At 57.8% G+C, this 26,028-nt stretch carries 24 protein-coding genes and 1 pseudogene; 22 read left to right on the top strand and 3 right to left on the bottom strand.

The features are described from left to right. Window positions 1–96: 96 nt before the first annotated feature. From U0S50_RS07670 to U0S50_RS07585, 18 genes are all read left to right on the top strand, one after another. Window positions 97–1,557: a nucleotide sugar dehydrogenase gene (locus tag U0S50_RS07670; RefSeq protein ID WP_322308179.1), complete on the top strand. Its 1,461-nt coding sequence runs from the start codon at window positions 97–99 to the stop codon at window positions 1,555–1,557. Continuing rightward, the gene (locus U0S50_RS07665) at window positions 1,554–2,519 is read left to right on the top strand and encodes a Gfo/Idh/MocA family oxidoreductase (RefSeq protein WP_322308178.1); all 966 of its coding nucleotides are present in this window, start codon (window positions 1,554–1,556) and stop codon (window positions 2,517–2,519) included. The genes U0S50_RS07670 and U0S50_RS07665 overlap by 4 nt, the downstream gene beginning before the upstream one ends. 16 nt (window positions 2,520–2,535) lie before the next feature. Then, on the top strand, window positions 2,536–3,111 hold the full coding sequence (locus tag U0S50_RS07660; RefSeq protein WP_322308177.1) for an acyltransferase: 576 nt from the start codon (window positions 2,536–2,538) through the stop codon (window positions 3,109–3,111). Window positions 3,112–3,116: 5 nt separating this feature from the next. Continuing rightward, window positions 3,117–4,235, top strand: a complete 1,119-nt coding sequence (locus tag U0S50_RS07655) for a DegT/DnrJ/EryC1/StrS aminotransferase family protein (protein WP_322308176.1) — start codon at window positions 3,117–3,119, stop codon at window positions 4,233–4,235. A 31-nt stretch (window positions 4,236–4,266) separates the two neighbouring features. Beyond that, on the top strand, window positions 4,267–5,511 hold the full coding sequence (locus U0S50_RS07650) for an oligosaccharide flippase family protein (RefSeq protein ID WP_322308175.1): 1,245 nt from the start codon (window positions 4,267–4,269) through the stop codon (window positions 5,509–5,511). After that, complete coding sequence (gene hisH, locus U0S50_RS07645) at window positions 5,495–6,109, top strand: imidazole glycerol phosphate synthase subunit HisH (protein WP_322308174.1); 615 nt, start codon at window positions 5,495–5,497, stop codon at window positions 6,107–6,109. Before U0S50_RS07650 ends, hisH begins: the two co-directional genes overlap by 17 nt. Then, window positions 6,106–6,858, top strand: a complete 753-nt coding sequence (locus U0S50_RS07640) for an AglZ/HisF2 family acetamidino modification protein (protein ID WP_322308173.1) — start codon at window positions 6,106–6,108, stop codon at window positions 6,856–6,858. The genes hisH and U0S50_RS07640 overlap by 4 nt, the downstream gene beginning before the upstream one ends. 168 nt (window positions 6,859–7,026) lie before the next feature. Next, a complete protein-coding gene (locus U0S50_RS07635; protein WP_322308172.1) occupies window positions 7,027–8,250 on the top strand; it encodes a hypothetical protein in 1,224 nt (407 codons plus the stop codon). A 167-nt stretch (window positions 8,251–8,417) separates the two neighbouring features. Next, window positions 8,418–9,575 carry an N-acetyl sugar amidotransferase gene (locus U0S50_RS07630; RefSeq protein WP_322308171.1) on the top strand — a complete coding sequence of 386 codons (1,158 nt, stop codon included), beginning with the start codon at window positions 8,418–8,420 and terminating at the stop codon, window positions 9,573–9,575. 60 nt (window positions 9,576–9,635) lie between these two features. Further along, on the top strand, window positions 9,636–10,742 hold the full coding sequence (locus tag U0S50_RS07625; RefSeq protein WP_322308170.1) for a glycosyltransferase: 1,107 nt from the start codon (window positions 9,636–9,638) through the stop codon (window positions 10,740–10,742). Then, window positions 10,739–11,842, top strand: coding sequence for a non-hydrolyzing UDP-N-acetylglucosamine 2-epimerase (wecB, locus tag U0S50_RS07620; RefSeq protein ID WP_322308169.1), 1,104 nt, complete (start codon window positions 10,739–10,741; stop codon window positions 11,840–11,842). Before U0S50_RS07625 ends, wecB begins: the two co-directional genes overlap by 4 nt. Window positions 11,843–11,914: 72 nt before the next feature. Continuing rightward, window positions 11,915–13,744, top strand: coding sequence for a hypothetical protein (locus U0S50_RS07615; protein WP_322308168.1), 1,830 nt, complete (start codon window positions 11,915–11,917; stop codon window positions 13,742–13,744). Continuing rightward, a complete protein-coding gene (locus tag U0S50_RS07610) occupies window positions 13,741–14,970 on the top strand; it encodes a glycosyltransferase family 4 protein (RefSeq protein ID WP_322308167.1) in 1,230 nt (409 codons plus the stop codon). The genes U0S50_RS07615 and U0S50_RS07610 overlap by 4 nt, the downstream gene beginning before the upstream one ends. A gap of 15 nt (window positions 14,971–14,985) precedes the next feature. Beyond that, a complete protein-coding gene (locus U0S50_RS07605; RefSeq protein WP_322308166.1) occupies window positions 14,986–15,606 on the top strand; it encodes a sugar transferase in 621 nt (206 codons plus the stop codon). 12 nt (window positions 15,607–15,618) lie between these two features. Continuing rightward, window positions 15,619–16,275, top strand: coding sequence for an acetyltransferase (locus U0S50_RS07600; protein ID WP_322308165.1), 657 nt, complete (start codon window positions 15,619–15,621; stop codon window positions 16,273–16,275). 1 nt (window position 16,276) lies between these two features. Beyond that, a complete protein-coding gene (locus U0S50_RS07595) occupies window positions 16,277–17,521 on the top strand; it encodes a DegT/DnrJ/EryC1/StrS aminotransferase family protein (protein ID WP_322308164.1) in 1,245 nt (414 codons plus the stop codon). Window positions 17,522–17,637: 116 nt separating this feature from the next. Next, window positions 17,638–18,576, top strand: a complete 939-nt coding sequence (locus U0S50_RS07590) for a hypothetical protein (RefSeq protein WP_322308163.1) — start codon at window positions 17,638–17,640, stop codon at window positions 18,574–18,576. Between the two features lie 11 nt (window positions 18,577–18,587). Then, window positions 18,588–19,094: a hypothetical protein gene (locus tag U0S50_RS07585; RefSeq protein WP_322308162.1), complete on the top strand. Its 507-nt coding sequence runs from the start codon at window positions 18,588–18,590 to the stop codon at window positions 19,092–19,094. A 7-nt stretch (window positions 19,095–19,101) separates the two neighbouring features. On the opposite strand, the gene U0S50_RS07580 is transcribed toward U0S50_RS07585, so the two are convergent. Then, on the bottom strand, window positions 19,102–21,033 hold the full coding sequence (locus U0S50_RS07580; protein WP_322308161.1) for a nucleoside-diphosphate sugar epimerase/dehydratase: 1,932 nt from the start codon (window positions 21,031–21,033) through the stop codon (window positions 19,102–19,104). Window positions 21,034–21,273: 240 nt separating this feature from the next. Between U0S50_RS07580 and U0S50_RS07575 the strand changes: the two genes are divergently transcribed. The 4 genes and pseudogenes from U0S50_RS07575 (at window position 21,274) to U0S50_RS07560 (ending at window position 23,954) form a co-directional block, all read left to right on the top strand. Further along, window positions 21,274–21,636 carry a protein adenylyltransferase SelO family protein gene (locus tag U0S50_RS07575; RefSeq protein WP_322308160.1) on the top strand — a complete coding sequence of 121 codons (363 nt, stop codon included), beginning with the start codon at window positions 21,274–21,276 and terminating at the stop codon, window positions 21,634–21,636. A gap of 5 nt (window positions 21,637–21,641) precedes the next feature. After that, window positions 21,642–22,445, top strand: a complete 804-nt coding sequence (locus U0S50_RS07570; protein ID WP_322308159.1) for a protein adenylyltransferase SelO family protein — start codon at window positions 21,642–21,644, stop codon at window positions 22,443–22,445. After that, complete coding sequence (locus tag U0S50_RS07565; protein WP_322308158.1) at window positions 22,412–22,720, top strand: hypothetical protein; 309 nt, start codon at window positions 22,412–22,414, stop codon at window positions 22,718–22,720. Before U0S50_RS07570 ends, U0S50_RS07565 begins: the two co-directional genes overlap by 34 nt. A gap of 96 nt (window positions 22,721–22,816) precedes the next feature. Then, a pseudogene (locus tag U0S50_RS07560) lies at window positions 22,817–23,954 on the top strand (nucleotide sugar dehydrogenase). Between the two features lie 10 nt (window positions 23,955–23,964). Here U0S50_RS07560 and U0S50_RS07555 read toward each other — a convergent pair. Further along, a complete protein-coding gene (locus U0S50_RS07555; protein ID WP_322308157.1) occupies window positions 23,965–24,960 on the bottom strand; it encodes an NAD-dependent epimerase/dehydratase family protein in 996 nt (331 codons plus the stop codon). Then, entirely contained in the window at window positions 24,957–25,976 is a 1,020-nt protein-coding gene (gene galE, locus U0S50_RS07550) for a UDP-glucose 4-epimerase GalE (RefSeq protein WP_322308156.1), read from the bottom strand. The genes U0S50_RS07555 and galE overlap by 4 nt, the downstream gene beginning before the upstream one ends. Window positions 25,977–26,028: the final 52 nt, after the last annotated feature.

Raw genomic sequence — 26,028 nt, 5'->3', positions numbered from 1 at the left:
GACCGTCAATGGCGGCGCTCCGCGATTCTCGGCGCGATCATCAGTAATTGCGATCAAGGGAGCGATGACATCGTTGCTGCGCTTGGCGGGGAGCATATGCAAAACCTCCGTCGCGACTCTTTTTATAAGCCTTTCAAGTCGGAACCGCGGACCCAGCAATCCCTCCCCGCCTTCGGCATGGAAGTTAAAAGATTGCGAATCGTTGCGCCCTTCCATAGGGGAACGCTTCAAGTTGAAAAGGCTCTGATCTCCCCCATGCAAAACTTTCTCGAAGGCATCGCCGCCAAGTCCCTGCGTGTCGGCATATTAGGTCTGGGCTATGTTGGTATTCCGTTGGCGAAGCGGATTTCGTCTGTTGGATTGCCGGTTATCGGATTCGACATCATTCAGGAACGAGTCGATGAGCTGAACTGCGGCATTAGTCCGATCAAGCATTTCAGCAACGCCGACATTGCGGAAATGCGCGCGTCGGGTTTCGAGGCGACGACCGATTTCAGCCGCGCGGCCGGGTGCGACGCGCTGATTATCTGCGTTCCGACACCGCTGAATCTTTATCGCGAGCCGGATCTCAGCTTCGTCACTTCGACGATGGAGAATCTTTTCCCTCATCTGCGGGGCGGGCAGCTCCTTTCGCTCGAAAGCACGACCTGGCCGGGAACGACGGAGGAAGTGTTACTGCCTTTCGTAGAGCAGGCAGGCCTGCGGGTTGGCGAAGATTTCTTCCTTGTCTACTCGCCGGAACGGGAAGATCCAGGCAACGCGTCGTTTGATACGCAGACGATCCCCAAGGTCATTGGGGGACACACCCCAACCTGTCTGCAACTCGGCACGGCGCTCTATGCCGCATTTATCGATCAGGTTGTTCCAGTGAGCTCGACCAAGGCTGCTGAAATGGTCAAGCTGCTTGAGAATATTCATCGATCGGTAAACATCGGCCTTGTTAACGAGATGAAGATCGTCGCCGACAAAATGGGCCTCAATATTTTCGAGGTCATTGACGCCGCTGCGACGAAGCCGTTCGGCTTTACCGCCTATTATCCCGGCCCGGGTATCGGCGGCCACTGCATCCCGATCGACCCCTTTTACCTGACGTGGAAGGCGCGCGAATTCGGCCTACACACGCGGTTCATCGAACTCGCAGGAGAGGTCAATGCCGCGATGCCCCAATATGTGGTCGATAAGACGATCTGGGCTCTGAATAAAAAAGGCAAAGCCGTCAAAGGTGCCAAGATTCTGGTCTTGGGCATCGCATATAAGCGCGACGTCGACGACATGCGCGAAAGCCCCTCGGTGCTGGTCATGGAATTGCTCCGAGACCTTAGCGCCGACGTAGCCTACAGCGATTCCAATGTTCCTCGCTTCCCGCCGATGCGCGAGCATAGCTTCGATCTTTCCTCTGTTCCGCTCACCGCCGAAAATCTGCGCTCGCAGGATGCGGTGCTGTTGCTGACCGACCATAGCGACGTTGATTATGGCCTGGTGACGCAAGAGGCGTCGCTGGTCATCGACACTCGCGGCAAGCTCGACCTCAACTTGCCGAACGTGGTGCGAGCATGACCAAAGCGCGTATTGCCCACGTCGGTTGCGGCTATTGGGGCAAGAACCTCGCCCGCAACTTCGCCGAGCTCGGCGCCCTCCAAGCCATCGTCGACAATCATCGCGAAACGGCCGAGCGGATCTCGGAAGCCACGGGCGCCCGGATCGCGAACCTCGACGAGGTATTTGCCGATCCTGCGATCGACGCCATCTCGTTCGCCACGCCTGCTGAAACCCATTTCGCGCTCGCGCTGCGCGCGCTCGAAAGCGGCAAGCATGTTTATGTCGAAAAGCCCGTCGCGCTCTCGCTGGAGGACGCCGAAAAATTGATCGAAGTGGCTTCGCGGCACGACCGGCGCCTGATGGTTGGCCACCTGCTGCAATATCATCCGATTTTTTGCAAGATGCGCGAACTGGTGCGTTCGGGCGCGATCGGACAGCTGAATTATGTCTATTCGAACCGGATGTCGCTGGGCAAATTTCGGGTCGAGGAAAATGTCCTCTGGTCCTTTGCACCGCACGACGTGTCGATGATATTGTCGCTCATCGATTCCGATTGCGTCGGCGTCACCGCACAAGGCGCAGCGATCGTGACGCCGGGGGTCGAAGACTGGGCACTTCTGCAGCTCCGCTTCGCCAATGGATTGAAAGGGCATATCCAGACGAGCTGGTTACATCCGTTCAAGGAGCAGCGTCTGGTCGCAATCGGCAGCGAAGGCATGCTGGTGTTCGAGGATTCGGCACCGGAATGGGACAACAAGTTGCGGCTCTACCGTCACCGCATCGACAAGGATGGTCCGGTGCCCGTGCCGCATCCGGCTGCGGCAGAAGCGATCATCGTCGAGAGATCGGAACCGCTGCGCAACGAATGTCAGCATTTCCTAGATTGTGTGGCGGACGGAGCTACACCGCTGACCGACGGGTCCGAAGGGCTCGCGGTGCTGAATGTCTTGCGCCGCGCCTCCGACGCGCTCGCGGCTTAACCCTGAAAGGCGCATCATGGCCATCCATCCCAAAGCCGTCGTGCACGAGAGCGCCTATATCGACGATAATGTCGTAATCGGCGAAGACACGCGCATCTGGCACTTTGTCCACGTCCTGCCCCACACGACGATCGGGGCGCGTTGTTCGCTCGGCCAGAATGTGATGGCGGGACCCCATGTGACGATCGGCGATAATTGCAAGATTCAAAATAATGTCGCGCTCTACAAGGGCGTGACCTTGGCCGACGATGTATTCTGCGGCCCGTCGTGCGTGTTTACCAACGTGTTGACGCCGCGTGCTTTCGTCGAACGCAAAGATGAGTTTCGCGATACGCCGGTCGGCAAGGGTGCGACCATCGGCGCCAATGCGACGATCGTATGCGGAAACCGTTTGGGCGAATATTGCATGGTTGCGGCGGGGGCGGTGGTAACGCGCGATGTGCCCGCTTTCGCATTGGTGGCGGGTGTCCCGGCGCGGCGTATCGGTTGGGTTTCGCGAACTGGTGAGCGGCTTGACGAGACGCTCGTCTGTCCGCGCACTGGGGAAGTGTATGAAGAAATCGACGGCGCGCTGCGCTTGGTTGAAGGTTGAGAGCTATGACGATCGAATTTATTGACCTCAAGGCGCAGCAGGCCCGGATCAAGGACAAGCTCGACGCGCGTATCCAGGCCGTGCTGGCGGGTTGCGCCTATATCATGGGCCCGGAGGTTCGCGAACTCGAAGACCAGCTTGCGGCATTCTGTGGCGCGAAGCATGCGCTGACGTGCGCCAATGGCACCGACGCCCTGCATCTCGCGCTGTTGGCGCTGGGTGCGACCGAAGGTGACGCCGTGTTCTGCCCGTCTTTCACCTTTGCCGCGACCGCAGAAATCGTTCCGCACGTCCGCGCGACGCCAGTCTTTGTCGACGTCGACGACCGCACGTTCAACATGTGTGTCGAAAGCCTGAAGCGCGCGATCGTCCACGCTAGGGAACTGGGCCTGCGTCCCGCCGGGATTATCCCGGTCGACTTGTTCGGCCTGCCTGCCGACTATGAACCGATCGAGGCGATCGCGCGCGAGAACGGCATGTGGATCATTGCCGATAGCGCGCAGGGTTTTGGCGCGACCTACAAGGACCGCACCACCGGCAGTATCGGCGACATCGCGACCACTTCCTTCTTCCCGGCGAAACCGCTGGGCTGCTATGGTGACGGCGGCGCAGTGTTCACGAGCAACGATGAGCTGGCGGCGCTGATCGGTTCGCTGCGGGTTCACGGCAAGGGCAGCGACAAATACGACAATGTGCGGATAGGCGTAAACAGCCGGCTCGACACACTGCAGGCTGCGATCCTGTTGGAAAAGCTGTCAATCTACGCTGACGAACTCGATGCCAGGCAAACGGTGGCGGGTCGTTATTCGGCGTCGCTGGGCGAGCGGTTCCAGATACCCCACATCCCCAATGAGATGCGATCGGTCTGGGCCCAATACACGCTACGCGCCGCATCGACCGAGGATCGCGACGCGGCGATGGCGGCGCTGAAGGCGGAGAATATCCCCAGCGTTGTCTATTATCCGATGCCCTTGCACCAGCAGCAGGCATATCGCGACTACCCTGCCGATCCGGCGGGCCTTCAGACGTCGGTCGACCTTGCAAAGACAGTGTTCAGCCTGCCCATGCACCCGTATCTTGGCGAAGAACAACAGAATGAGATAATCGGCGCGCTGCTGAGATAGGCATGATCGAGGTGCCCGGAGTGTAAACGCCGTGCAAGGACGTTTCTGGACCAACGTAGCAGGCGTGCTGTCCGGCACCGCCGTGGCGCAGGCTATTCCGATCTTGGGCGCGCTGATTCTGGCGCGCCTATTTTTACCGGACGCATTTGGTGGTTATTCCGTCTGGCTCGGCTTCGTCCTGATCCTGACGGTCCTGTTGACTTTGCGCCTCGAGATGGCTCTTCCGGTTATGGACGATGGCCCGAAGCGCGAAGAAGCTGCCGCCCTGATTTTTGTCACCATCCTATCGGTCGGAATCGGTGTGTTGCTGGTCTCCCTCCTGCTCTGGGGGCTCGGGGTGATATCGAGCGAATTCGCCGGACCGTGGCTGCTCGCCGCCATCGTCCTTGCTGCGATGCTGACAGCTGCTTCGGAAACGTGGCAAGGCCTTGCCGCCGCCGACGGAACCTACCGCATCCTGGTAAAGATACGTATCGGACGCGCAGCGAGCATACTTGTGTGCCAGATCGTGGCGGCTCTGACATCTCGCGAACCGGAAGCGCTGATCCTGGGACATATTGTCGGCCTAGGCCTCACCCTGTTTTTCGCGCAATGGGTTCGTCCTCTGCCGTTTCCGGCGGTGACGGGCCTTCGGTACAAGCTCCGGAAATTCTGGCGCAGCTATTCCCGATTTCCCACATTTGCGCTCCCGGCCGATCTGATAAGCTCGATTTCTGCTCAAATGCCGCTGTTCATTCTGTCGGCTCGCTTCGGTGCCGAGGTTGCGGGGATATTTGCGCTGTCGATGCGCGTGCTGCTTACGCCGGTGGGCCTGCTCGGGCGGTCAGTGCTGGACGTGTTCCGGCGCTATTCTGCCGACGCCTTTCGAACGAGAGGCGAGTGCACCGCCGAATATCGTTCGACGATCAAAGTTCTATTCCTGATTTCCATCTCGCTCGCCGCAGGAACATTTCTGTTCGCCGAATATCTGTTTGTCTTTGCGTTCGGTGAGGCTTGGCGTCAGGCTGGCACCTATGCCATCTGGCTGGCCCCGGTGGTTGCCTTGGGGTTCATGGCGAGCCCTCTAAGTTATGTCTTTTATGTCGTGGGGCGCCAGAACATCGATTTGATGTGGCAGGTCGGGCTGTTCCTTGTCGTATTGACGGCGTTGTTCATATCGCAGGACGTGAAAGGCACGATCCTCGCTTACAGCTTTGGATACAGCCTGATGTACATCATCTACATCTTTCTCAGCTATTCAGCCAGCAAGGGGCGCGTCGATGATCGCCATAGTTGACTATGACATCGGTAACCTGGGCGCGATAGAAAATATGCTGGCCCGCCTAGGAGCCAAGGCGGCGATTACGAATGATGCGGAGAAGATCCGCTCCGCAACGGGATTGATCTTGCCCGGGAACGGTTCGTTCGATGCGTGTATGTGCGGACTCCGGGCCACCGGTCTGCTTCCGACGATTGAAAAGCGCGTTTTCGATGCCAAAGTGCCGATTCTCGGCATCTGCGTCGGCGCACAAATGATCGGGAAGGGGAGCGAGGAAGGAAATGAAAAGGGCTTGGGGTGGGTGGATATGACGGCGCACAAGTTCCCGGCCTCACCCGCGCTGCGGGTTCCGCATATGGGATGGGGCAGCGTCCGCGTCACGCAGCGAACCGATCCGATCGGCAGCGCGCTCGAACCCGATTCGCGCTTTTACTTCGTTCACAGCTATTATCTGAAGCCGGCTTTCAGGCACAATGTCATCCTCGAGGCGAATTACGGTTTCGACTTTGCGGCTGGCGTGGTCGAGGGCAACATTTATGGCGTCCAGTTCCATCCGGAAAAAAGCCATCGTTTTGGCAAAAGCCTGCTTCGTGCATTCAAGGATCTCTGTGGATGATACCTCGCGTCATACCTTGTCTGCTCTTGCGCGATCGCGGCTTGGTGAAAACCGTCCAGTTCGGATCGGATGTCTATATCGGCGACCCGGTAAACGCCGTTCGTATCTTCAATGACAAGGAAGTCGACGAACTGATTTTTTTGGACATCGACGCGACGCGCGAGGGGCGGGGGCCGGACCTCGAGATTATTTACGAAATCGCTGGCGAAAGCTTCATGCCGGTCGCGTACGGCGGCGGGATATCGACATTCGAGGATGCGCAACGGGTTATCCGGGCCGGTGTGGAAAAGGTCGTGATCAACTCCACGGCCTATCGTTCGCTGGATGTCATCCGGGAGGTGTCCGCCGTTTACGGCGCACAGGCGGTCGTTGGAGCCGTGGACGCAAAGAAGGCGCTGCTTGGCGGTTACAAGCTATATTCCCGTTCGGGAACGCGCGAGGAAAAGGTCAAGCTGACCGATCATATCGCCGCTCTCGTCGACGCTGGGGTCGGAGAAGTTTTTGTGAACAGTATCGACCGAGACGGGAAGATGAGCGGTTATGACATCGAACTGATCCGGAGAGTCAGCTCGGCCACTCCAACACCGGTTATCGCCTGTGGCGGAGCGGGTTCGGTTGCCGATCTGGCTGAGGCAGTTGAAAAGGGCGGCGCTTCCGCTGTGGCCGCCGGCAGCATTTTTGTTTTTCGCGGCAAGCATAAGGCGGTCCTGATCAATTATCCCAGGGGCGCCTTCGTCGATGTTTCATGATCAAATCTAGACGATGTGCAAACGGGCACTACCGTATGCGTTCGGTGGTTCAATCGAAATTTAGATGCGAGACAATCTTAAATGTAGGAAATAGTTTAAGAATTCCATAGGGATGACGGAGTGATGATTGACAGTTCTACAGCGCTCTGGGTTGGATAGTATGTGTTTATGAGTTATTATCGAAAATTTCTTTATGTCGTGAGTGCCATTGCCTTCACGATACTATTTCCATTGTTCTTTTTCTATCATTTTTCTATAGCAAATGGATATATCGCGCCCATTTTTGGAGGCCTTTTTGGTCCAGCTACCGTATTTTTTCTGCCATTTCTTATTTTGTCTTTATTTAACTTTCTAAGACAGCCGGAGATTGTAGAAGAAAAGCTAATAGTTTTTCTATTTTTTGGACTTGTTTCTTGGTCTATATTTTGGATAGCGCTGCACGCATTTTTTTATCCCGATGATCCGGCGCACCAAGGCCTTATACAGACTTGCGTATTTTGGATTTCTGCTTTCTCCATTGGAGTATTTTTTCCTATCTATTCTGACAGAATGAAAATTTTTGTCGCATTGCTCTGGGCCGGAATTGTGTTTTTGTCCGTGGGCTTCGTGGATGCTGCCATGCTTATGACAGAAGGTACCAGCGAAGAATCTGCTACGTACCAAGGTTTGGCGCGAAGTTTGATGATCACAAGTTTCTTTGTATTGTCGTGCATGCGGCAAACCGGTATCCGCTGGGCGTTTGCCGGTATTTCAATCCTTAGTCTATTTTTAATTGGAGCCAGGTCGGAGTTATATGGATTTATAGGTGCCTACACAGTTTTTGAGTTTGTTCTAAATCGAAACTCTATTATTTCACGTGCTGGATTTGCTGTTGCATTATTTGTTATAGTAGCCGTCGTCGCTAACAATTTTGAATATCTCAGTGTATCTCGCCAATTTGAAGTTTTCAATTTGTCGGATTCAGCTTCCTGGCAAGCGCGGCAATATTTTCAAACATTTGCGATATTTCAGATAAAGAGTAACCCAATATTTGGAGTGTATGGCGGCCATTTTGTTCTTGGGGAAGGCGATTATGCTCACAACGCATTGTCGGCTTGGGTTAGTCTCGGGCTTCCGGGGTTCCTATTGTACGTGTTTCTCTGCGCTGTTGGGTCAGTGAGTTCCCTGCGCTGCCTCATCGGGAATCCGAGTTCACGGCTTGCACGGATGGCGGCAATGGTGAACTTCGCGACTGCCCTGCTGATTATCGCCTCTCAAGCGGTCTTCTGGGAGGTGCCGGGTTTAGCCTGGGGATTGGCGTTGGCCGCGCTCGTGGAGCGCCGTCGTCGCCGAAATTTCAATCTCGTTTCCGGGAATTCAATGTCTGTGAAGCGTATGAGTGTGGACGATTGACAAAAAGAGTCTCAAGCAGACTGTGCTTAGATTGCCTCGACCGCCCATTTTTTTTGTTCGTCATCATACTGCTTTCCGGTAAGGGGTGGGCGCTGCGACGCCGTGCCGGATAAGATGCTTGGGATTCGTTGCATTTAAGCCGTTCGGCGATTGGCCCTGTGAGAATTATGACCGACTCTTCCTCTTCTCGAAAATATCAGCTGTGCACCTATTGCGTGATGGACACGTCCGACCCCGAAATCACGTTTGATGCGGACGGGGTATGCAATCATTGCAGCGGCTTTGCGGAGCTGGCAGCGAACAGATGGTTTCCCAATGAAGAAGGGGGCCGCAAATGGGCGGCGCTTGTGGAGCAGATCAAGCGCGCTGGCGAAGACAAGCCCTATGATTCGATTTTGGGACTGAGCGGCGGCGTCGACAGTTCCTATCTGGCCTTGAAAATCCATGAGGCCGGACTCCGGCCGCTGGTCGTTCACGTCGATGCCGGGTGGAACAGCGAGCTTGCCGTCGCCAATATCGAAGCGATTGTCGAACATTGCGATTTCGATCTCCACACGGATGTCATCAATTGGGAGGATATGCGTGACCTGCAGTTGGCATTTCTGCGTTCAGGCGTTTCCAATCAGGACGTCCCGCAGGATCATGCTTTTTTCGCCAGTCTTTACAGGTTCGCGGTCGATAACGGTATCCAGACGGTGTTTTCGGGTGGAAATCTGGCAACGGAAGGAATTTTCCCGGCGTCGTGGCAGGGCGATGCCATGGACGTCGTAAACCTGAAAGCCATCCACAAAAGATTCGGTTCTAGGAAGTTGAAGTCTTATCCAACGATCAACTTTCTTGAATATTATTTCTATTTTCCCTTTGTCAGAAAAATGCGGACCGTCCGTCCTCTCAATTACATGAGCTATAATAAGGAGGACGCCATGGCCGAACTGGCGGCAAAATGCCGCTGGCGGGGCTATGGCAGGAAACATGGCGAATCGCTGTTCACCAGACTGTTCCAGAACCATCTGCTTCCGAAGCGTTTTGGTTACGACAAGCGCAGGCCTCATTATTCAAGCTTGATCGTCTCGGGCCAGATGAGCCGCGAGAATGCGATCAAAGCGCTGGAGGAACCGCTTTATGACCCCACCGAGCTTGAGACCGACATCAGCTATTTCTGCAAGAAGTTGAGGATTTCGCGCCAGGATTTCGACGCCATTCTGGCGGAGCCAGTCAGGAGTCATTCCGATTTTCCGACATGGGAACGACGCAAGCAGTTGGCGAAAAAGGCCCAAAGCGTGTTGGAAAGGCTGCGCGGGCGAAAGGTCAGCGTGTACTCGTAAAAATGGGCTGGCGCGTGAAGCGCTCATATTTGTGGAGGCCGGGGCATACTGGAGGCTGGCATGAGAGTTGTTCATCTGACGTCAGCGCATTCGCGTTTCGACACGCGCATATTCAGGAAAATGTGCAATAGTTCAGTCGAGGCGGGTTATTCCGTTTCGCAAATTGTTGCAGACGGGAAGGGCAACCAAACCTCAGAAAGCGGTGTCTCTATCGTGGATGTCGGCCGGCCGAGAGGCCGGCTCGACAGGATGTTCGGCGCGACCCGAAAGGTGAGGGACGCGGCGCTTGCGCTCAATGCTGACCTTTATCACCTTCACGATCCGGAGTTGATACCGATCGGCCTGACGCTGAAACGACGCGGCAAGCGGGTTGTATTCGATTTTCACGAAGATGTACCGAAGCAGTTGTTGAGCAAACCCTACCTGAATCCTGTTGTTTCGCGATTGTTGTCGTGGATATTCGCTCGTTACGAGGCATGGGCCGTAACGAAATTCGATGCCATCATTGGTGCGACGCCGACGATTACGAAAAAATTCAGCGATCGGGTACGGCGTGCCGAGAATATCAACAATTTCCCGCAACTTGGCGAGCTGGAAAGCTCGCTGCCTTGGGACGGCAAGGCGAATGAAATCGCTTATGTTGGAGGCATTTCGGCGATCAGGGGCATTGTTGAACTTGTCGAGGCTGTCGAAAATACGAAGTCACGCGCCCGGCTCAATCTCGTGGGCGACTTCGGGGATAGCGATTCAGAGCGAAGGGCCAAGAACCAGATTGGGTGGGAACAGGTGAATCCCGTCGGTTTTCTCGACAGGGCGGGCGTGCGCGACATATTGGCTCGCTCGGTGGCTGGGATGGTCACCTTTTTACCCTTGCCGAACCACGTCGACGCACAACCGAACAAGATGTTCGAATATATGTCTGCCGGTATCCCGGTGATCGCCTCGGACTTTCCGTTGTGGCGGGAGATCATCGTTGGGTATGATTGCGGTATTTGCGTCGACCCACAGGACCCCGCAGCCATCGCGGCCGCGATCGACACACTCTTGTCGGACCGTGCGCGCGCCGAACAGCTGGGGCGCAACGGCCGCGCTGCGGTTCAGGCTGTTTTCAACTGGTCCAGGGAAAAGGAAAAGCTGCTGCAACTTTACAAGGAAATTCTGGCGTGAGCGGAAAACGCACCATCGTTACAATAGTCGGCGCGCGGCCGCAGTTCATCAAGGCAAGCGCAGTATCGGCGGTCATTATGGCATCGAGCGCTCTACAAGAAACCATTGTGCATACCGGACAACATTATGACGCCAATATGTCCGATGTGTTCTTCGATGAACTGGGCATACCACGCCCGGTCCACAATCTTGATGTGCATGGCGGCCCACATGGCGCGATGACGGGACGGATGTTGGAAGGTGTCGAGCGGTTGCTTGTCGAACTGCGTCCTGACGCTGTGCTGGTTTATGGCGACACCAACTCTACATTGGCGGGGGCGCTCGCGGCGGCGAAATTGCACATCCCGGTCGCGCATGTCGAGGCGGGGCTGCGCAGCTTCAATATGAAGATGCCGGAAGAGGTGAACCGTGTCATGACCGACCGCATCTCTGACTGGCTCTTTGCTCCGACCGAGGAGGCGTGCGACCATTTGCGACGCGAGGGCACGGTGCCGGAGAGAATCCACAATGTCGGCGACGTAATGTTTGACGTTGCACTGCTGCACGGCGGCAGGGTGACGGAAAGCGGCCGCATGCTGGAGCGGCTGGGCCTCGTCCCGCGGAACTATGCCTTGGCGACCGTTCACCGTGCGGAGAATACCGACGATCCGCATCGACTCTCCACCATCCTGGACGCGCTGATCGCGCTAGCGGAGGACATCAGTGTGATATGGCCGGTGCATCCGCGGACTCGGGCTATCCTCACGGAATCGGGGCGGCTGGCAGAGGCTGAGCGAGCGATCCGCCTCATCGACCCGGCGGGCTATCTCGATTTCGTGCAATTGGAAAAATTCGCCGCGCTGATCGCTACGGATTCCGGAGGCATCCAGAAGGAGGCTTTTTTCCACAAGGTTCCTTGCGTCACGTTGCGCGACGAAACCGAGTGGAATGAGCTGATAGAAGCCGGATGGAACCGGCTTGCCCCTCCTGTTTCATCAGCCGATATGACCGCGGCCTTTCACGCGGCGCTCGGTAGCCGGGGTCGACCTGTCACGCCCTATGGAGAGGGGAAGGCAGCCGAGACGATCGTTGCCTGTCTAGAAGCATCGCTGACACCTTGATTTGGCAACGGATATCTGTAGTCACCTGTTCTGCGGCACTCGCGTTGCTCCTCTGAAAGATAAAGACCTAATATGTGTGGGATATTCGGGATTATATCGCCCGCGCCATGGTTGAAACAGGATTTGGTCGAGTTGACGCGCTATGCGCAGCAGCGCGGCCGGGATTCCAGTGGGCTGCTGTTCTTCGCAGACGACGCCTATCATGTCCATCGTGCCGATTTTCTGATTTCGCAGCTTTTGGATGAGGTGGATCCTTACGATACGCCGATCGTGATGGGACATAGCCGGTTGATCACAAACGGCCTTGGCGACAACCAACCCGTGCTCCGCGAAGAAATATGCGTTCTGCACAACGGCATTGTGGTCAATCACGAAGCGATATGGGACGAGATCGGCGAGGAGCGTCATCAGCAGATCGACTCCGAAGTGATACCAGCGATCGCCGCGCGGCATTTGCGACAGGGCGGCACGGTCGATGGCATTGCGGCGGCCGTCTTGGGCCTGTGTAAGGGCGTCGTCGCGTGCGCGCTTGCGCTGCCTCGGCAGGGGCGGCTGTGCCTCTTTTCCAATAATGGCAGTCTGTATGTTGGCCGGAAGGGCGAGGCGGTCTATTTTTCCTCGGAATCTTGGCCGCTCGCTCAGGTCGAATGCACCGATATCGAACAGGTCCGGGAAGAAGGACGGATCATCGACATTCCGGCCTCAGACGCTGCCTATGTCGTAGCCGATAAAGGCGGACGTGGAACAAATCTCATCCCCGACCTGATACTGTCGTCGTCGGAAGAAAAACTCCTCGTCGATGCGAAGCCGGAAGTGCGTCGCTGCACGCGCTGCATCTTGCCGGAAACGATGCCTTACATTTGTTTCGACGAAGACGGCGTGTGTAATTATTGCACGAACTATCGGCGGCGTAACGCCCCGAAACCCAAACAGGAGCTGTTCGACCTGATGGCGCCGTTTCGTCGGGCGGCCGGCGCCGACTGCGTCGTGCCTTTCTCGGGCGGTCGCGACAGCTGCTACGCCCTGCACCTGATCGTCAACGAGCTTCATATGAAGCCGATCACCTATACCTATGATTGGGGGATGGTGACGGACCTTGGTCGCCGCAACATCAGCCGGATGAGTGCGGAGCTGGGTGTCGAGAATATCATCGTCGCCGCCGACATCACGAAGAAGCGCGACAATATCCGCAAGAATTTGACCGCGTGGCTGAAGGCTCCTGACCTAGGGATGATCAACATTCTGATGGCGGGCGACAAGCACTTCTTTCGCCACGTCGAAACGGTCAAGAAGCAGACCGGCATCTCGCTGAACTTGTGGGGGGTCAATCCGCTAGAGACGACGCACTTCAAGGCCGGTTTTCTAGGCGTCCCGCCCGATTTCGCGGAAGACAAGGTCTACAGCAATGGTGCGATGAAGCAGCTTCGCTATCAGTATCTGCGCTTCAAGGCGATGACCCGCAGTCCCGGATACTTTAACAGCTCGCTCTGGGACACGCTGTCGGGTGAATATTATCGGAGCTTTCATACCAAGACCGATTATTTTCATGTCTTTGATTATTGGACATGGGAAGAACCGGTCGTCGATCAGTGTTTAGCCATGTACGATTGGGAAAAGGCGCCTGATACGGCGACGACCTGGCGGATCGGTGACGGCACGGCCGCGTTCTACAACTATGTCTATCACACGGTCGGCGGTTTCACCGAGCACGATACTTTCCGCAGCAACCAAATTCGCGAAGGGCAGATGACGCGGCCGGAGGCGCTGGCATTGATCGAGGATGAGAATCGCCCGCGCTACGCGAACATAAAATGGTATCTCGACGCGGTCGGGCTCGACTTCTCTGCGACGATCCAGATCGTGAACGCCATTCCTCGCCTGTACAAGGATGCGCGCCGGTGAGCGCATGCCTTTGGTATATCTCGAAATATACGGGTTTGCCTGGTGATAGGGTCGGCGAACGATCGTTTGAGCTGCTGCGTGCAATGGCGCGAAAGGGCCATCATTGCATCCTTTTCACCTCGAATTCGCACCATCTGATCGAGCGGCCCGGTTTTGACGGCTCCCACAGGACCGAGCAGGTCGAAGGCGTGGAGATCTGCCGACTTAAGGCACTCAAATATCGTGGCGCGAAGTCGCTGGGCCGCATCCTCAGTTGGTTTCATTTCGAATGGCGGTTGTGGCGGCTCCCCAAAAAGGGCTTCCGCAAACCCGACACCGTGATTGTGTCCAGCCTGTCGCTGTTGACGATCTTCAACGGCCTCTTCCTGCGCCGCCGCTACGGTTGCCGCCTGATCTTCGAAGTTCGCGATATCTGGCCGCTGACCCTGATCGATGAGGGAGGCTTCTCGCCCCGCAACCCGCTTGTTGCCGCACTCGGGATGGTTGAGCGACTGGCCTATCGGCGCAGCGATGCGATTATCGGTACGATGCCGAACCTTGCCCAACATGTCGTAGAGCAGATCGGGCCCTCGCCCCCCGTCTATTGTGTTCCGATGGGCCTCAGCCAGGAGCGGATCGCTGCTGCCGAACCGCTGCCGCCCGATTATGTCGCAGCCAATATTCCCGAAGGCAAATTTCTTGTTTGCCATGCGGGTACGATTGGCATCACAAATGCGCTTGATACTTTGCTCAACTGCGCGCGCGCCATGCGCGATCAACGGCACGTTCACTTCCTGATTGTCGGCGATGGCGATCTCAAAGCCCATTATCAGGCAATATGCTCCGACCTCCTTAATGTCAGCTTCGCGCCGGCGGTGCCCAAAACAATGGTCCAGGACGTGCTGGAGCGATGCGACTTGCTATATTTCGCCGTTCACATGTCCCGAGTATGGCGATATGGCCAGTCGCTCAACAAGGTCATCGATTACATGCTGGCGGGCAGGCCGATCCTCGCCTCCTATTCCGGCTATCCCTCGATGGTCGATGAATCGGGCGGCGGTTCTTTTGTGCCTGCGGGTGATGTCGAGGCACTTCGCGCGGAAATCCTCCGCTATGTTGAGATGAGTGCTGTCGAGCGCAGTGCAATCGGCACTGCAGCGCGCGATTGGCTGTTGCGTAACCGAACCTATGATCGTCTGGCGCAGGACTATCTCCGCATTGCATTGCCGGCACCGATCACCGCATAAGGGCGCTTGGTTGGTATGAGCATGAAAAGGGCATTTGATTTTTTTGCTTCGCTTGCGATCGCATTGATTTTTTTGCCGGTCTTGGCCGTGCTCGCCGTTCTCATCCGCTTCAGCATGGGGCGCCCTGTCCTGTTTAGGCAGACCCGGCCCGGCCTCCATGGTACGCCGTTCGAGATGCTGAAGTTCCGCTCTATGCGTGACGCAACGGATCGGAAGGGTAATCTCCTCGCTGATCGCGAGCGGATTACCCCGCTCGGAAATATACTGCGTGCGACCAGCCTCGACGAGTTGCCCGAGCTGTGGAACGTGCTCAAAGGAGATATGAGCCTTGTCGGCCCGCGTCCGCTGCTGATGGAATACCTGCCGCTCTACACCGCTCAGCAGGCGCGGCGCCACGAGGTGCGTCCCGGATTGACAGGTTGGGCGCAGGTCAATGGCCGCAACGCGCTCGACTGGGACACGCGATTTGCCCTCGACGTCTGGTATGTCGATAACCGGAACCTGGTGCTCGATATGCGGATTCTCTTCATGACATTTCTCAAGGTGCTCAAGCGCGAGGGAATCAGCGCCGAGGGCGAGGCAACCATGTCGAAATTCAAAGGAACAGGCGGCGGTTCGCAAAACGGCCGAGACTAGGACTGGGAGAGGATGATGACGAGGTTGATAGGCGTTTACGGCGCGAGCGGTTTTGGGCGGGAGGTGATGCCCGTGGCGCGAGTCCAATATGCGCGCGACGACGTGCGCCTGGTCTTCATCGACGATAATGTCGCGGAGCCAGGCACGCAGATCAACGGGCATGATATTCTGACCTGGCGAGCCTTTGTCGAGCAGGCGGAGAACAACGGTGCGGTAACGGTTGCTATCGCCGATGCCGCGGTGCGCGAAAGGCTGATCGACCGCTGCGCCGAAGCCGGAGTCGCTTCCTGCGATGTTCGCGCCGCAAATGTCGTGTCCGGCGATAATGTTTCGATCGGCGAAGGTGCTATTCTCCAGCCGTTCGTCGCGCTGACCGCCGATCTGCGGATTGGCCGGGGTTTTCATGCGAATATCTACAGTTATGTCGCGCACGACTGCATCATCGGCGATTTCGTGACCTTTGCGCCGGGCGTCAAATGCAACGGAAATGTTCATATCGGCGATGGCGCCTATATAGGTACGGGCGCGATCCTTCGCCAGGGAACGCCGGACAAGCCGCTCATGATCGGCGCGGGCGCTACCATCGGTATGGGAGCGGTCGTTACCAAGGATGTGCCACCCGGCGTAACAGTCGTCGGGAACCCAGCGCGCCCCTTGGAAAAGAAATGACATGTTGAATACGGCTTTTGCGCCCTGGCCCAGCTTTTCCGAGGAGGAGGCCGCGGCTGTCGCGGGCGTCCTGCGGTCGAACCGCGTGAACTATTGGACTGGCGAGGAATGTCGGTCCTTTGAGCGCGAGTTCGCCGCTTGGGCTGATTGCGACTATGCGATTGCGCTAGCCAACGGAACCGTTGCGCTGGACCTCGCGCTGCACGGACTTGGCATCGGCGCGGTGAACGGCGGACAGCCAAGCGACGAAGTGGTCGTGACGCCACGAACCTTCCTAGCTTCGGTTTCGTGCGTGGTGAACGCGGGCGCAAAGCCTGTATTCGCCGATGTCGACCGTGACAGCGGCAATCTTTCGGCGGCGACGATCGCGCCGGTCCTCACACCGCGGACACGCGCGGCCATTGTCGTCCATCTCGGTGGCTGGCCGTGCGACATGGACCCGATCATGGAGCTGGCCGACGCCCGCGGCTTTGCGGTGATTGAGGATTGCGCCCAGGCGCATGGTGCGCGCTACAAGGGGCGAAGCGTCGGATCAATCGGACATGTCGGCGCCTGGTCCTTTTGTCAGGACAAAATCATGACGACCGGCGGCGAGGGTGGGATGGTGACCACCAACGACCGTCGGCTCTGGTCGCGGATGTGGTCGTACAAGGATCATGGCAAGAGCTGGGAAGCCGTTTACGAGCGCGTCCATCCCCCGGGATTCCGTTGGCTACATGAGAGCTTCGGGACCAATTGGCGGATGATTGAAATGCAGGCTGCGATCGGCCGCATTCAGCTTCGCCAGATGGCGGAATGGACTGCGGCGCGCTTGCGCAATGCGGATATCATTCGCGAGGCGCTAGCGCCCTTTTCGGAGGAGCATGGGGCGGTTCGCGTGCCGCAGTTGAAAGGAGAGGGCAATATTCACGCTGAGTATAAGCATTATGCCTATGTTCGCCCCGAGGGACTGGCCGACGGGTGGAATCGCGACCGCATCGTCGGCGAGATCAACGCGCGCGGCGTTCCCTGTTTTCAGGGCAGCTGTTCTGAGGTCTATCTGGAAAAAGCGTTCGACGATACCGATCTGCGTCCGCTCCAGCGTTTGTCGGCGGCGCGCGAGTTGGGAGACACAAGCTTGATGTGGCTTGTCCATCCGACATTGACCGAAGAACAAATGGCGTTGGCGGCAACAGTAACGGGCGAGGTGCTACGCGCCGCGGCACTGAGGGGATCGGCGGTCAAAGGAGGAGTGACGTTCCCGTGAACGACTGATGGCAGAAGCATGAGCAGTGCAACGGGGGCTTCTGATTCTCTAAAGCTAGGTAGATTGCATGTTGATCAAACGTCGAGAAGCAATTTCGCTCATCGCGGCAACGGCGTTTGCTTCCCCCGGAAGTGGTCGCGCAAACGCGCCCCGGCAAGCGGGACGACGATGACAGCGCCGCCCTGATCGAGATATTTGCCGACATGGCCAAGACAGGGCGCGCCGTTCTGCCAGGCGGCATGTATAAGGTTTCAAAGCCGCTTGTGATCCCAGCGGGTGTAATCGAGGGCGGTGACGCGGTCTTTGATTTTCGCGAAGCGAATCCTGGGGATTTTCCCGGCGGAATCTGCCTGCTCGTAAAGGGCGGGCCAAGAATGAAACTTCCGAGCTTGCAGCGGAATCTGTCTGTTGGAACGCGAATGTTCAGATTTGAAGGGCCTCACGGGCTTTTGGCGGGCGACGCCTTCCAGCTTTCAGGAACCGTCGATTTTGCAGGGAACGGAGCCCGCTCCTATTATCGCAAGGGTGAGATGTTCCGCGTTGCGAAAATCCTGGATTCAACCGGACTTCGGGTGGAGAACGGCTGCCGTGACACATATACCGTGGCCGGGACGGAAATATGGAAGCGCACAGGGGATCGTTTCACGCAGCGCTGCACGTCGCTGACCATCATTGGCCATGATGGTGTCGACTATGCGGCGTTAGTCAAAAATCTCGACCGGTCCATCCTTAGCAATTTCAAGTGCGAGGGCGGGCGACTAGCCGCGCTGTACATTGATGATTGCTTCCAGTCATTCGGGGAGAATGTGCGCGCGTGGCAGACGGAAAATGGCGGGCTCGACCGCTATGGCTGCATTATAGGAAATAGCCAGGACGTGACCATTCGGGGTGAGTGTTACGGCCATTTCAACGGTTTTACCGTCGGCGGCGACAACCCGATCAACGGCAAGGTTGGCATGAATCGCGACTGCCATTTTTTCGGCAGGGCCGGAAGCCATCCGACTGCGGGGCTGTCGGGGGGAATCTTCACGGTAACTCCGAGTATTGCAGCCTGAATGGAGTGTTCTTGAACGGTGTCTCTATGGGCGGCGACAAGAACGAAGCCCATGGCGAGTTTATCAAGAGCGGCAGCCCGCCGATCGTGCTCTCCGAAATGCATGGGCACAGCTTTACGATTACGGGAACTCTGCGCACGACTAGCAGGGTCGATCTCGCGAACAACGTGGGGGCGTTTCATCAGGCGGAATTTGGCACATATGCGCGCTACGGCGGCGTTGCGACCATTGACCTCAAAATGTATGTCTCCAAAGCCACGCGGATCCTTGTCTGGCGCCCACTCGGACTGACCCGCGCCGACGTCTGTTTGAAGCTGAAGCTCGATATCATGGAAGCGCATCCGAAGACCCGGATCGTGGCGCTATACAAAATTGTCGGTAACGGTAACGAACTTCCGTCGGTCGAGTTCGGTCGGCTCAATCTGGTTGATGACGCTGTTCCCATTCACTGGTCCATCGGCAATGCCACTAGATTGACGGGGCCCGCGGTTGGCGCCGTTCTTAGGGGGCGCTCCTGATTGAGGGCTAACATTCTACCGACTGCTGACCTGACACCTCGTACGGACTATATTCAGGGACCAGCTTGTTGACGACCTGCATCATGGCCAGTCGATCGCCTCCCTTGATGATCCCGTCAAGCTCTTCAAGCGCCTGCTTCATTTCGGACCATGGCCAGAGCTTTTCCTGCGCGCGCAGAATGCGGGGATGGTTGGTCGGCTCTGGATTGTTCCCGATCAATAATTCTTCGTAAAGCTTCTCGCCCGGACGCAGTCCGGTTTCGATGATTTCGATGTCGCCTTCAGGCTGTTCGGTGTCGCGGGCATTGAGGCCCGACAGGCGGATCATGCTGTGCGCCAGATCGATGATGCGAACCGGCTGCCCCATATCGAGGACGAATACTTCGCCGCCCTTTGCCATCGCCGTCGCCTGAATGACGAGCTGCGCGGCTTCGGGAATCGTCATGAAGTAACGTGTGATGTCGCGATGGGTGATCGTGATCGGGCCTCCCGCCGCGATCTGCCTTTTGAACAGCGGAACGACCGACCCGCTCGACCCCAGCACGTTGCCGAAGCGTACCATGCTGAAAATCGTCGAGCTTTCCTGGGCCTGGGCCCGCGCCTGAAGAATGAGTTCACAGACGCGCTTTGATGCGCCCATAATATTTGTCGGCCGCACGGCCTTGTCGGTGCTGATCAAGGTGAAGTTGGAGACGCCATGGGCCTCGGCGGCTTCGACGCTGTGCAGCGTGCCCATCACATTGTTCCGCAAGCCCGAAACGGGATTGGCCTCGACCAGCGGAACATGTTTGTAGGCGGCGGCATGAAACACCGTATCGGGCCGACGATGACCATAGATGCGCATCATCGTCGACCGTTCGGCGACGTTGGCCAACTCGAGTACGAGTGGCGTGTCACGCCCCGCCGAGGCGATCATGCTCCGCAATTCCTGTTCGATCGCATAGAGCGCGAATTCGGACTGCTCGAGCAGGATCAGCGTCTTTGGATGGCATTGTAGAATCTGTCGACACAGTTCGCTGCCGATCGATCCGCCGGCGCCTGAAACCATCACCGTCTTTCCGACGATTGTCCTCCCCATCAGGACTTCGTTGGGCGCCACTGCTTCGCGTCCAAGTAGTTCGTCAATCTGGATTTCTCGCAGATCGTTTACTGTGACTGACCCCTCGATAATGTGGGTCAGGCTGGGGAGCGAGCGGACATAGACGCCGGTCTGCTGCAGGCGCTCGATGATGGCACGGCGCCGTGCCCGCGATGCGCTGGGAATAGCAAGAAGCACTTCATCAACATCGGTATCGGCGAGCAGGCCTTCGAGACGGTTTGAACCGAACACCGGAATACCATCCAGCCGCTGACCGTCTAGGCGAATGTCGTCGTCCACAAAGCCGACGAGATAAACCTGCGTTTCGTGGCGCAACGAGAGTGCGAGCTGTTGTCCTGCACGCCCCGCGCCATAGACCAGAACACGGCGTGCCTTGGTGGAGATGATGTTGAGTAGGTCGAGCAGGACGAAACGGATAGTGATTCGGCTCGATGCGAGCAGCATTAGAAAGATGATCGGATGAAGGATCGCCAGCGTCCGCGGGACCACCGGCCACCGGAAGACAACGAATACGATCAGGAGCGGTATGGCAAGCGCGGCGCATGCCATGGCAAGTCCGGCTACCGTGCGTGCCCCTGAAAAACGTATCAGCGAACGATAGATTCCAAACAGGATGGCGATCGGATACCAAAACAGCAACGCTACGCCGGCGAAGCTGATGACCGGCGCCGAAAAGAGATTCCACGTGCCAAGACGAAGCGAGTAGGCAATCCAGACCGCGACGATGCAAAGAACGCCGTCCATGATCGCGGCGACGAAGCGACGCATGTCGCGCGTCTGATTAACCACAAGACGAACCACTCGCGCCGGGATGGTCTGCCACGCAGTTTCGTCAAGCATAGAAATGTCCCGGTCTTTTTCCATCAGATCATAACTCATCGCGGATGGATTAGCTACATGCGCCCGCGACTTGCTGACCATGCGGACGCCGAATGGCAGAAAGGGGCAACAAATTCAATTGCGCGGATAGTCGCCAAGGTCTGTTGGGATATCCGACTCCGGTTTCGCGCGCCCACAGGTTTCGCAAGCCTTGCATTCGCTGCCTTGAGGATCGAGATATGAATCCGGCAGGAGTCCAGCATGAATTTCGGTTTTGATAACAGTTTTTACAATCAGATGGAGGGGCTCTACGCCCCAGCCGACGCTGCGAAGCTGTTGGCTGCGAGAGCTCTCGCCTTCAACCACCCGCTGGCGGAACAGTTGGGACTGGAAAGCGCCCGCGCATCTGACGAAAAGCTGGCTCAACTGTTTTCGGGATTTACGCTTCCCGCCGGAGCCACCCCGATCGCGCTGGCCTACGCCGGGCACCAGTTTGGCCATTTTTCCCCGCAGCTCGGCGACGGCCGCGCGCTGCTCCTCGGCGAGGTCGTTGCGCCGGACGGCGCGCGTTTTGACATCCAGCTCAAAGGTTCGGGGCCGACTGCCTTGGGAAGGAGGCGATAGGCCCGGTGCTGCACGAATTTCTGGTGTCCGAAGCAATGGCCGCGATGGGTGTGCCGACGACGCGATCGCTTGCCGCAGTGGCGACCGGGGAGCGCTTGCAGCGCGAACGGACGCATCCGGGTGCGGTGCTCACCCGCGTCGCAAACAGCCATATCCGCGTCGGCACCTTTCAGTTTTTTGCTGCCCATTATGGCGCCGACCACGTCATTCGGCTGTCCGATTATAGCGTTGGACGGCGTTTCCCCGATCTTGTCGGTGCGGCAAATCCGCACTTTGCGCTGTTCGAGCGGGTGATCGACCTGCAATGCGGGCTCATCGCGTGCTGGCTCGGTGTCGGCTTCATTCATGGCGTGATGAACACCGACAATGTCGCGATCAGCGGTGAGACGATCGACTATGGTCCGTGCGCCTTCATGGACCGCTTTGCCGTGGGCACCGTCTTCAGTTCGATCGATTCGGGCGGCCGCTATGCCTACGGCCGCCAGCCGCAGGTCATGCACTGGAACATGGCGCGTTTTGCCGAGGCGTTGTTGCCCGCGATCCACCGCATTACGCCCGCCGACGTCGATACGGCGAAAGCGCTGGTCGATGCGATTCCCAACCAGTTTCGTGCTCGCTGGCAGGCGCATGTGCGGCAGAAGCTGGGTCTGGCCGAAGGCGCGGACGACGATGCCGAGCTGATCGACAGCCTGTTCGACGAACTCGAAAGAACAGCGTCGATTTCACTTCCTTCTTTCGCGCGCTGGCGATGCTGCTGCGCGGCGAAGGCGGGACGATGCAGGCGCTGCTGCCGGCGCCCGATGCGATAGCGCCATGGATCGCGGGCTGGTGGCAACGGATCGAGCAGGGTGCAGGAAATCTGCTGGACCTTGCCGATGCGATGGAGCATGTAAATCCGCTCTACATCCCGAGAAATCATTTGGTCGAGGCGGCGCTTGACGCGGCCGAAGCCGGCGACCTTGCACCTTGGCATGAACTGCTTGAGGTCGTGCGCCGTCCGTTCGACGCGCGGCCGGGGCTGGATCGTTTCGCGGAGCTAAGGCCGATCGATGCCGCGCCCTATACGACATTTTGCGGTACATGACGCATTGAGCGGCCGCCTGGCGATTGCTACGGACGGCGCGGCAATGTTCAGCGTGCGCAAAAGGATAAGGCATTGAAGTCAGCACAGAAGCCGCCCGTGAAAATCGCCGTTGTCGGCACGGGCTATGTCGGCATTTCCAATGCGATTCTGCTGGCGCAGCACAACGAAGTCGTCGCGCTCGACATCGATGCGCGCAAGGTCGAGCAGCTCAATGCGAAGCAGTCGCCGATCGCCGATGCGGAGATCTAGGATTATCTGGCGAACAAGCCGCTAAACCTCGTCGCGACGACCGATCTCAAGGCGGCCCATAAGGGGGCGGATTTCGTCATCGCTGCGACGCCGACCGATTATGATCCCGACACCAATTATTTCAACGCGGGCAGCGTCGAAAGCGTCCTCGCCGATGCGATGGTCACGGCACCCGGCGCGCTGATTATCGTCAAATCGACAGTCCCGGTGGTTTCACCGAACAGATGCGCGCCGAACATGGCAGCAACGATATCGTCTTTTCGCCCGAGTTCCTGCGCGATGGACGCGCGCTTCGCGTAAACTATATCCCTCTCGGATCATCGTCGGCAACACGCACCCGCGTGCAGCCGATTTCGCGATCCTGCAGACGGGCAATCCCGAGGCCGAGGCGATCAAGCTGTTCGCGAACACATATCTTGCGATGCGCGTCGCTTACTTTAACGAGCTCGACACCTATGCTGCTGCACACGGCGTGGACTCGCGTCAGGTGATCGGGGGCGTGTGTCTCAATCCCCGGATCGGCAGCTTCTACAACAATCCGTCCTTCGGCTACGGCGGCTATTGCCTGCCCAAGGACTCAAAGCAGATGCTCGCCAATTACAAGGACGTGCCGCAGAATCTGATCCAGGCGATCGTTTCGTCGAACGCGACGCGCAAGGATTTCGTGGCGTCCGAGGTGATCAAGCGCAGCCCGCGCGTCGTTGGTATCCACCGCCTTGCGATGAAAGCGGGGTCAGACAATTTCCGCGCCTGCAGTATTTTGGGGGTGATGAAGCGCGTGAAGGCCAAGGGAATAGAGGTGATCGTCTATGAGCTGCTGATCGAAGAGGAGCAGCTGTTCAATTCGCGGGTGATCCGCGACCTAGACGCATTCAAGACCGAAGCCGACGTCATCACCGCGAACCGGGTCACCGACGAACTCGCCAGCGTAGTGGAAACGGTTTACAGCCGCGACATCTTTGGCGCCGACAGCCGACGCCCCTGATATTGTCAGGTCACGCCTCGGTCCTGGCCAAATACCATCCGACGAATACCGGAACGCCCACGCTGATCGGCGTCGTTGGCGCGAAGCCCAGATCGTTTGCGATATCGTCGATGTCGGCGAAGGTCTGATAGACGTCCCCGTCCTGCATCGGCAGCAGGTTGATCGTCGCGCTTCGCTGACATGCCGCTTCAATGGTGCTGATGAGGTCCATGAGCTGTTCCGGGCGGTTGTTGCCGATATTGTAGAGCCGGTGTGGTGACACGAAGCCGCCGGGCTTGAGTTTCCCGTCGTCCGCCGGCGGGTTGTCGAGCGTTAGCAGAATCCCGCTCACAATATCGTCGATGAAGGTAAAGTCGCGCAGCATGTCGCCGTGGTTGTAAACGTCGATCGGTTGTCCGGCGAGAACGGCTTCGGTAAATTTCCAGACTGCCATGTCAGGCCGACCCCACGGGCCATAAACGGTGAAAAAGCGCAGGCCGGTCTGCGGGATTCGGAAGAGATGGGCGTAGGTTTCGCTCATCAACTCGTCGGCGCGCTTGGTCGCGGCGTACAGTGAAATGGGGGTGTCGGCGCGGTCCTCTACCCGAAAAGGGGTATCACTGCGCATGCCATAAACTGACGATGACGAGGCATAAACCAGATGCGAGGTACCTCGGTGGCGGGCGAATTCGAGGATGTTGAGATGGCCTGCAATATTCGAATGAATATATGCTGCGGGATTTTCGAGTGAATAGCGCACTCCCGGCTGCGCGCCGAGATGCACGATCCGATCGATGTCTTCTCTGGCGAGCGCTTCGTTCAGCGTTTCCGCATTGCCGAAATCGATATTGCGAAACAGAAATTCGCCGCCCAACTGTTCCAAATGGGCGATGCGTGCGTGTTTGAGTTCGACCGAATAATAGGGGGTGAAATTGTCGATCCCGACCACGCGCTCGCCGCGCGCAAGCAGCGCCGCGGCAACATGCATGCCGATAAAGCCCGCGGCGCCCGTCACCAGGATCGTCATGCTTTTTCTCCGTAACCTTCGCTATTCGTCGATTGCCAACGCCAGCTGCTCTCGCACATCGCGTCGACGCCGCGCTCTGCGTGCCAGTTCAGCAGTCGCGCGGCCTTTGCGGTGGCGGCATAACTGCTTGCGACGTCGCCCGGGCGGCGCGGCGCGATTTCAGCGGCGATGGCATGGCCGCAAGCCTCTTCATAGGCCGCCACCATTTCCATGACGGTGATCCCTCGGCCGGTTCCGACGTTGATCGCCTCACAGCCTTCTGTGCGGGCGCAATATTCGAGTGCGGCCGAGTGCGCTGCGGCAAGGTCGACGACGTGGATATAGTCGCGCTCGCCCGTTCCGTCGCGCGTTTCATAATCGTCGCCGAACACCGACAATTTGGCGCGCCGACCGACTGCGACCTGGGCAATGAATGGCATCAGGTTGTTGGGAATGTCCCGTGGATCCTCGCCGATCCGACCCGATTCATGCGCACCCACCGGGTTGAAGTAGCGCAGCAGCGCAGCCGATGCGCCATCCGTTGCGGCGGTCCAGTCGCGGATCATTTCTTCTACCATTGCCTTGGTGCGGCCATAGGGATTGGTAGGCGCGATCGGGTGGTCTTCGTCAAAGGGCAGATATTGTGCTTCACCGTAAACGGTGGCGGACGAGGAAAAGACGATCCGGCGGCATCCCGCCGTATCCATCGCGGCGAGCAGGTTCGCCGATCCGGTGACATTATTGTCATAATAGAGCAGGGGCTTCTCGCCGGATTCGCCGACCGCTTTCAGACCCGCGAAATGAACCACGGCGTCAGGAGCGAAGCCCGACATTGCTTCGGTTAGTGTGGCGGTATCGCGAATGTCGGCCTCCACAAGCGCAAAGTCGCGGTTGGTCAACTGTCGCACGCGCCTCAGCGCTTCGAGCGAGCTGTTGGAGAAATTGTCGAGCACGCAAAGATCGTGTCCCGCGCCGAGCAACTGGACGAGGGTGTGGCTGCCGATATATCCCGCCCCGCCGGTGACAAATATTCTCATGTGAGTTCCTTCGGCTATGCTGCGGGCGCGGCTCTAGCATAGCCTTTGAAAG

The organism is Sphingopyxis sp. (genome assembly GCF_034380315.1).
In the GTDB taxonomy this organism is placed as follows: Bacteria; Pseudomonadota; Alphaproteobacteria; order Sphingomonadales; family Sphingomonadaceae; genus Sphingopyxis.
Note: the sequence above shows the minus strand (reverse complement) of the source record. Positions and strands in the feature narration are given on the sequence as shown.

Excerpts from the sequence above, each read along its gene's own strand:
- U0S50_RS07670 (WP_322308179.1), top strand. The coding sequence starts at position 97 with ATGCAAAACCTCCGTCGCGACTCTTTTTATAAGCCTTTCAAGTCGGAA.
- U0S50_RS07665 (WP_322308178.1), top strand. The coding sequence starts at position 1,554 with ATGACCAAAGCGCGTATTGCCCACGTCGGTTGCGGCTATTGGGGCAAG.
- U0S50_RS07660 (WP_322308177.1), top strand. The coding sequence starts at position 2,536 with ATGGCCATCCATCCCAAAGCCGTCGTGCACGAGAGCGCCTATATCGAC.
- U0S50_RS07655 (WP_322308176.1), top strand. The coding sequence starts at position 3,117 with ATGACGATCGAATTTATTGACCTCAAGGCGCAGCAGGCCCGGATCAAG.
- hisH (WP_322308174.1), top strand. The coding sequence starts at position 5,495 with ATGATCGCCATAGTTGACTATGACATCGGTAACCTGGGCGCGATAGAA.
- U0S50_RS07640 (WP_322308173.1), top strand. The coding sequence starts at position 6,106 with ATGATACCTCGCGTCATACCTTGTCTGCTCTTGCGCGATCGCGGCTTG.
- U0S50_RS07635 (WP_322308172.1), top strand. The coding sequence starts at position 7,027 with ATGAGTTATTATCGAAAATTTCTTTATGTCGTGAGTGCCATTGCCTTC.
- U0S50_RS07630 (WP_322308171.1), top strand. The coding sequence starts at position 8,418 with ATGACCGACTCTTCCTCTTCTCGAAAATATCAGCTGTGCACCTATTGC.
- U0S50_RS07625 (WP_322308170.1), top strand. The coding sequence starts at position 9,636 with ATGAGAGTTGTTCATCTGACGTCAGCGCATTCGCGTTTCGACACGCGC.
- U0S50_RS07615 (WP_322308168.1), top strand. The coding sequence starts at position 11,915 with ATGTGTGGGATATTCGGGATTATATCGCCCGCGCCATGGTTGAAACAG.
- U0S50_RS07605 (WP_322308166.1), top strand. The coding sequence starts at position 14,986 with ATGAGCATGAAAAGGGCATTTGATTTTTTTGCTTCGCTTGCGATCGCA.
- U0S50_RS07600 (WP_322308165.1), top strand. The coding sequence starts at position 15,619 with ATGATGACGAGGTTGATAGGCGTTTACGGCGCGAGCGGTTTTGGGCGG.
- U0S50_RS07595 (WP_322308164.1), top strand. The coding sequence starts at position 16,277 with ATGTTGAATACGGCTTTTGCGCCCTGGCCCAGCTTTTCCGAGGAGGAG.
- U0S50_RS07580 (WP_322308161.1), bottom strand. The coding sequence starts at position 21,033 with ATGCTTGACGAAACTGCGTGGCAGACCATCCCGGCGCGAGTGGTTCGT.
- U0S50_RS07575 (WP_322308160.1), top strand. The coding sequence starts at position 21,274 with ATGAATTTCGGTTTTGATAACAGTTTTTACAATCAGATGGAGGGGCTC.
- U0S50_RS07565 (WP_322308158.1), top strand. The coding sequence starts at position 22,412 with ATGCAGGCGCTGCTGCCGGCGCCCGATGCGATAGCGCCATGGATCGCG.
- U0S50_RS07555 (WP_322308157.1), bottom strand. The coding sequence starts at position 24,960 with ATGACGATCCTGGTGACGGGCGCCGCGGGCTTTATCGGCATGCATGTT.
- galE (WP_322308156.1), bottom strand. The coding sequence starts at position 25,976 with ATGAGAATATTTGTCACCGGCGGGGCGGGATATATCGGCAGCCACACC.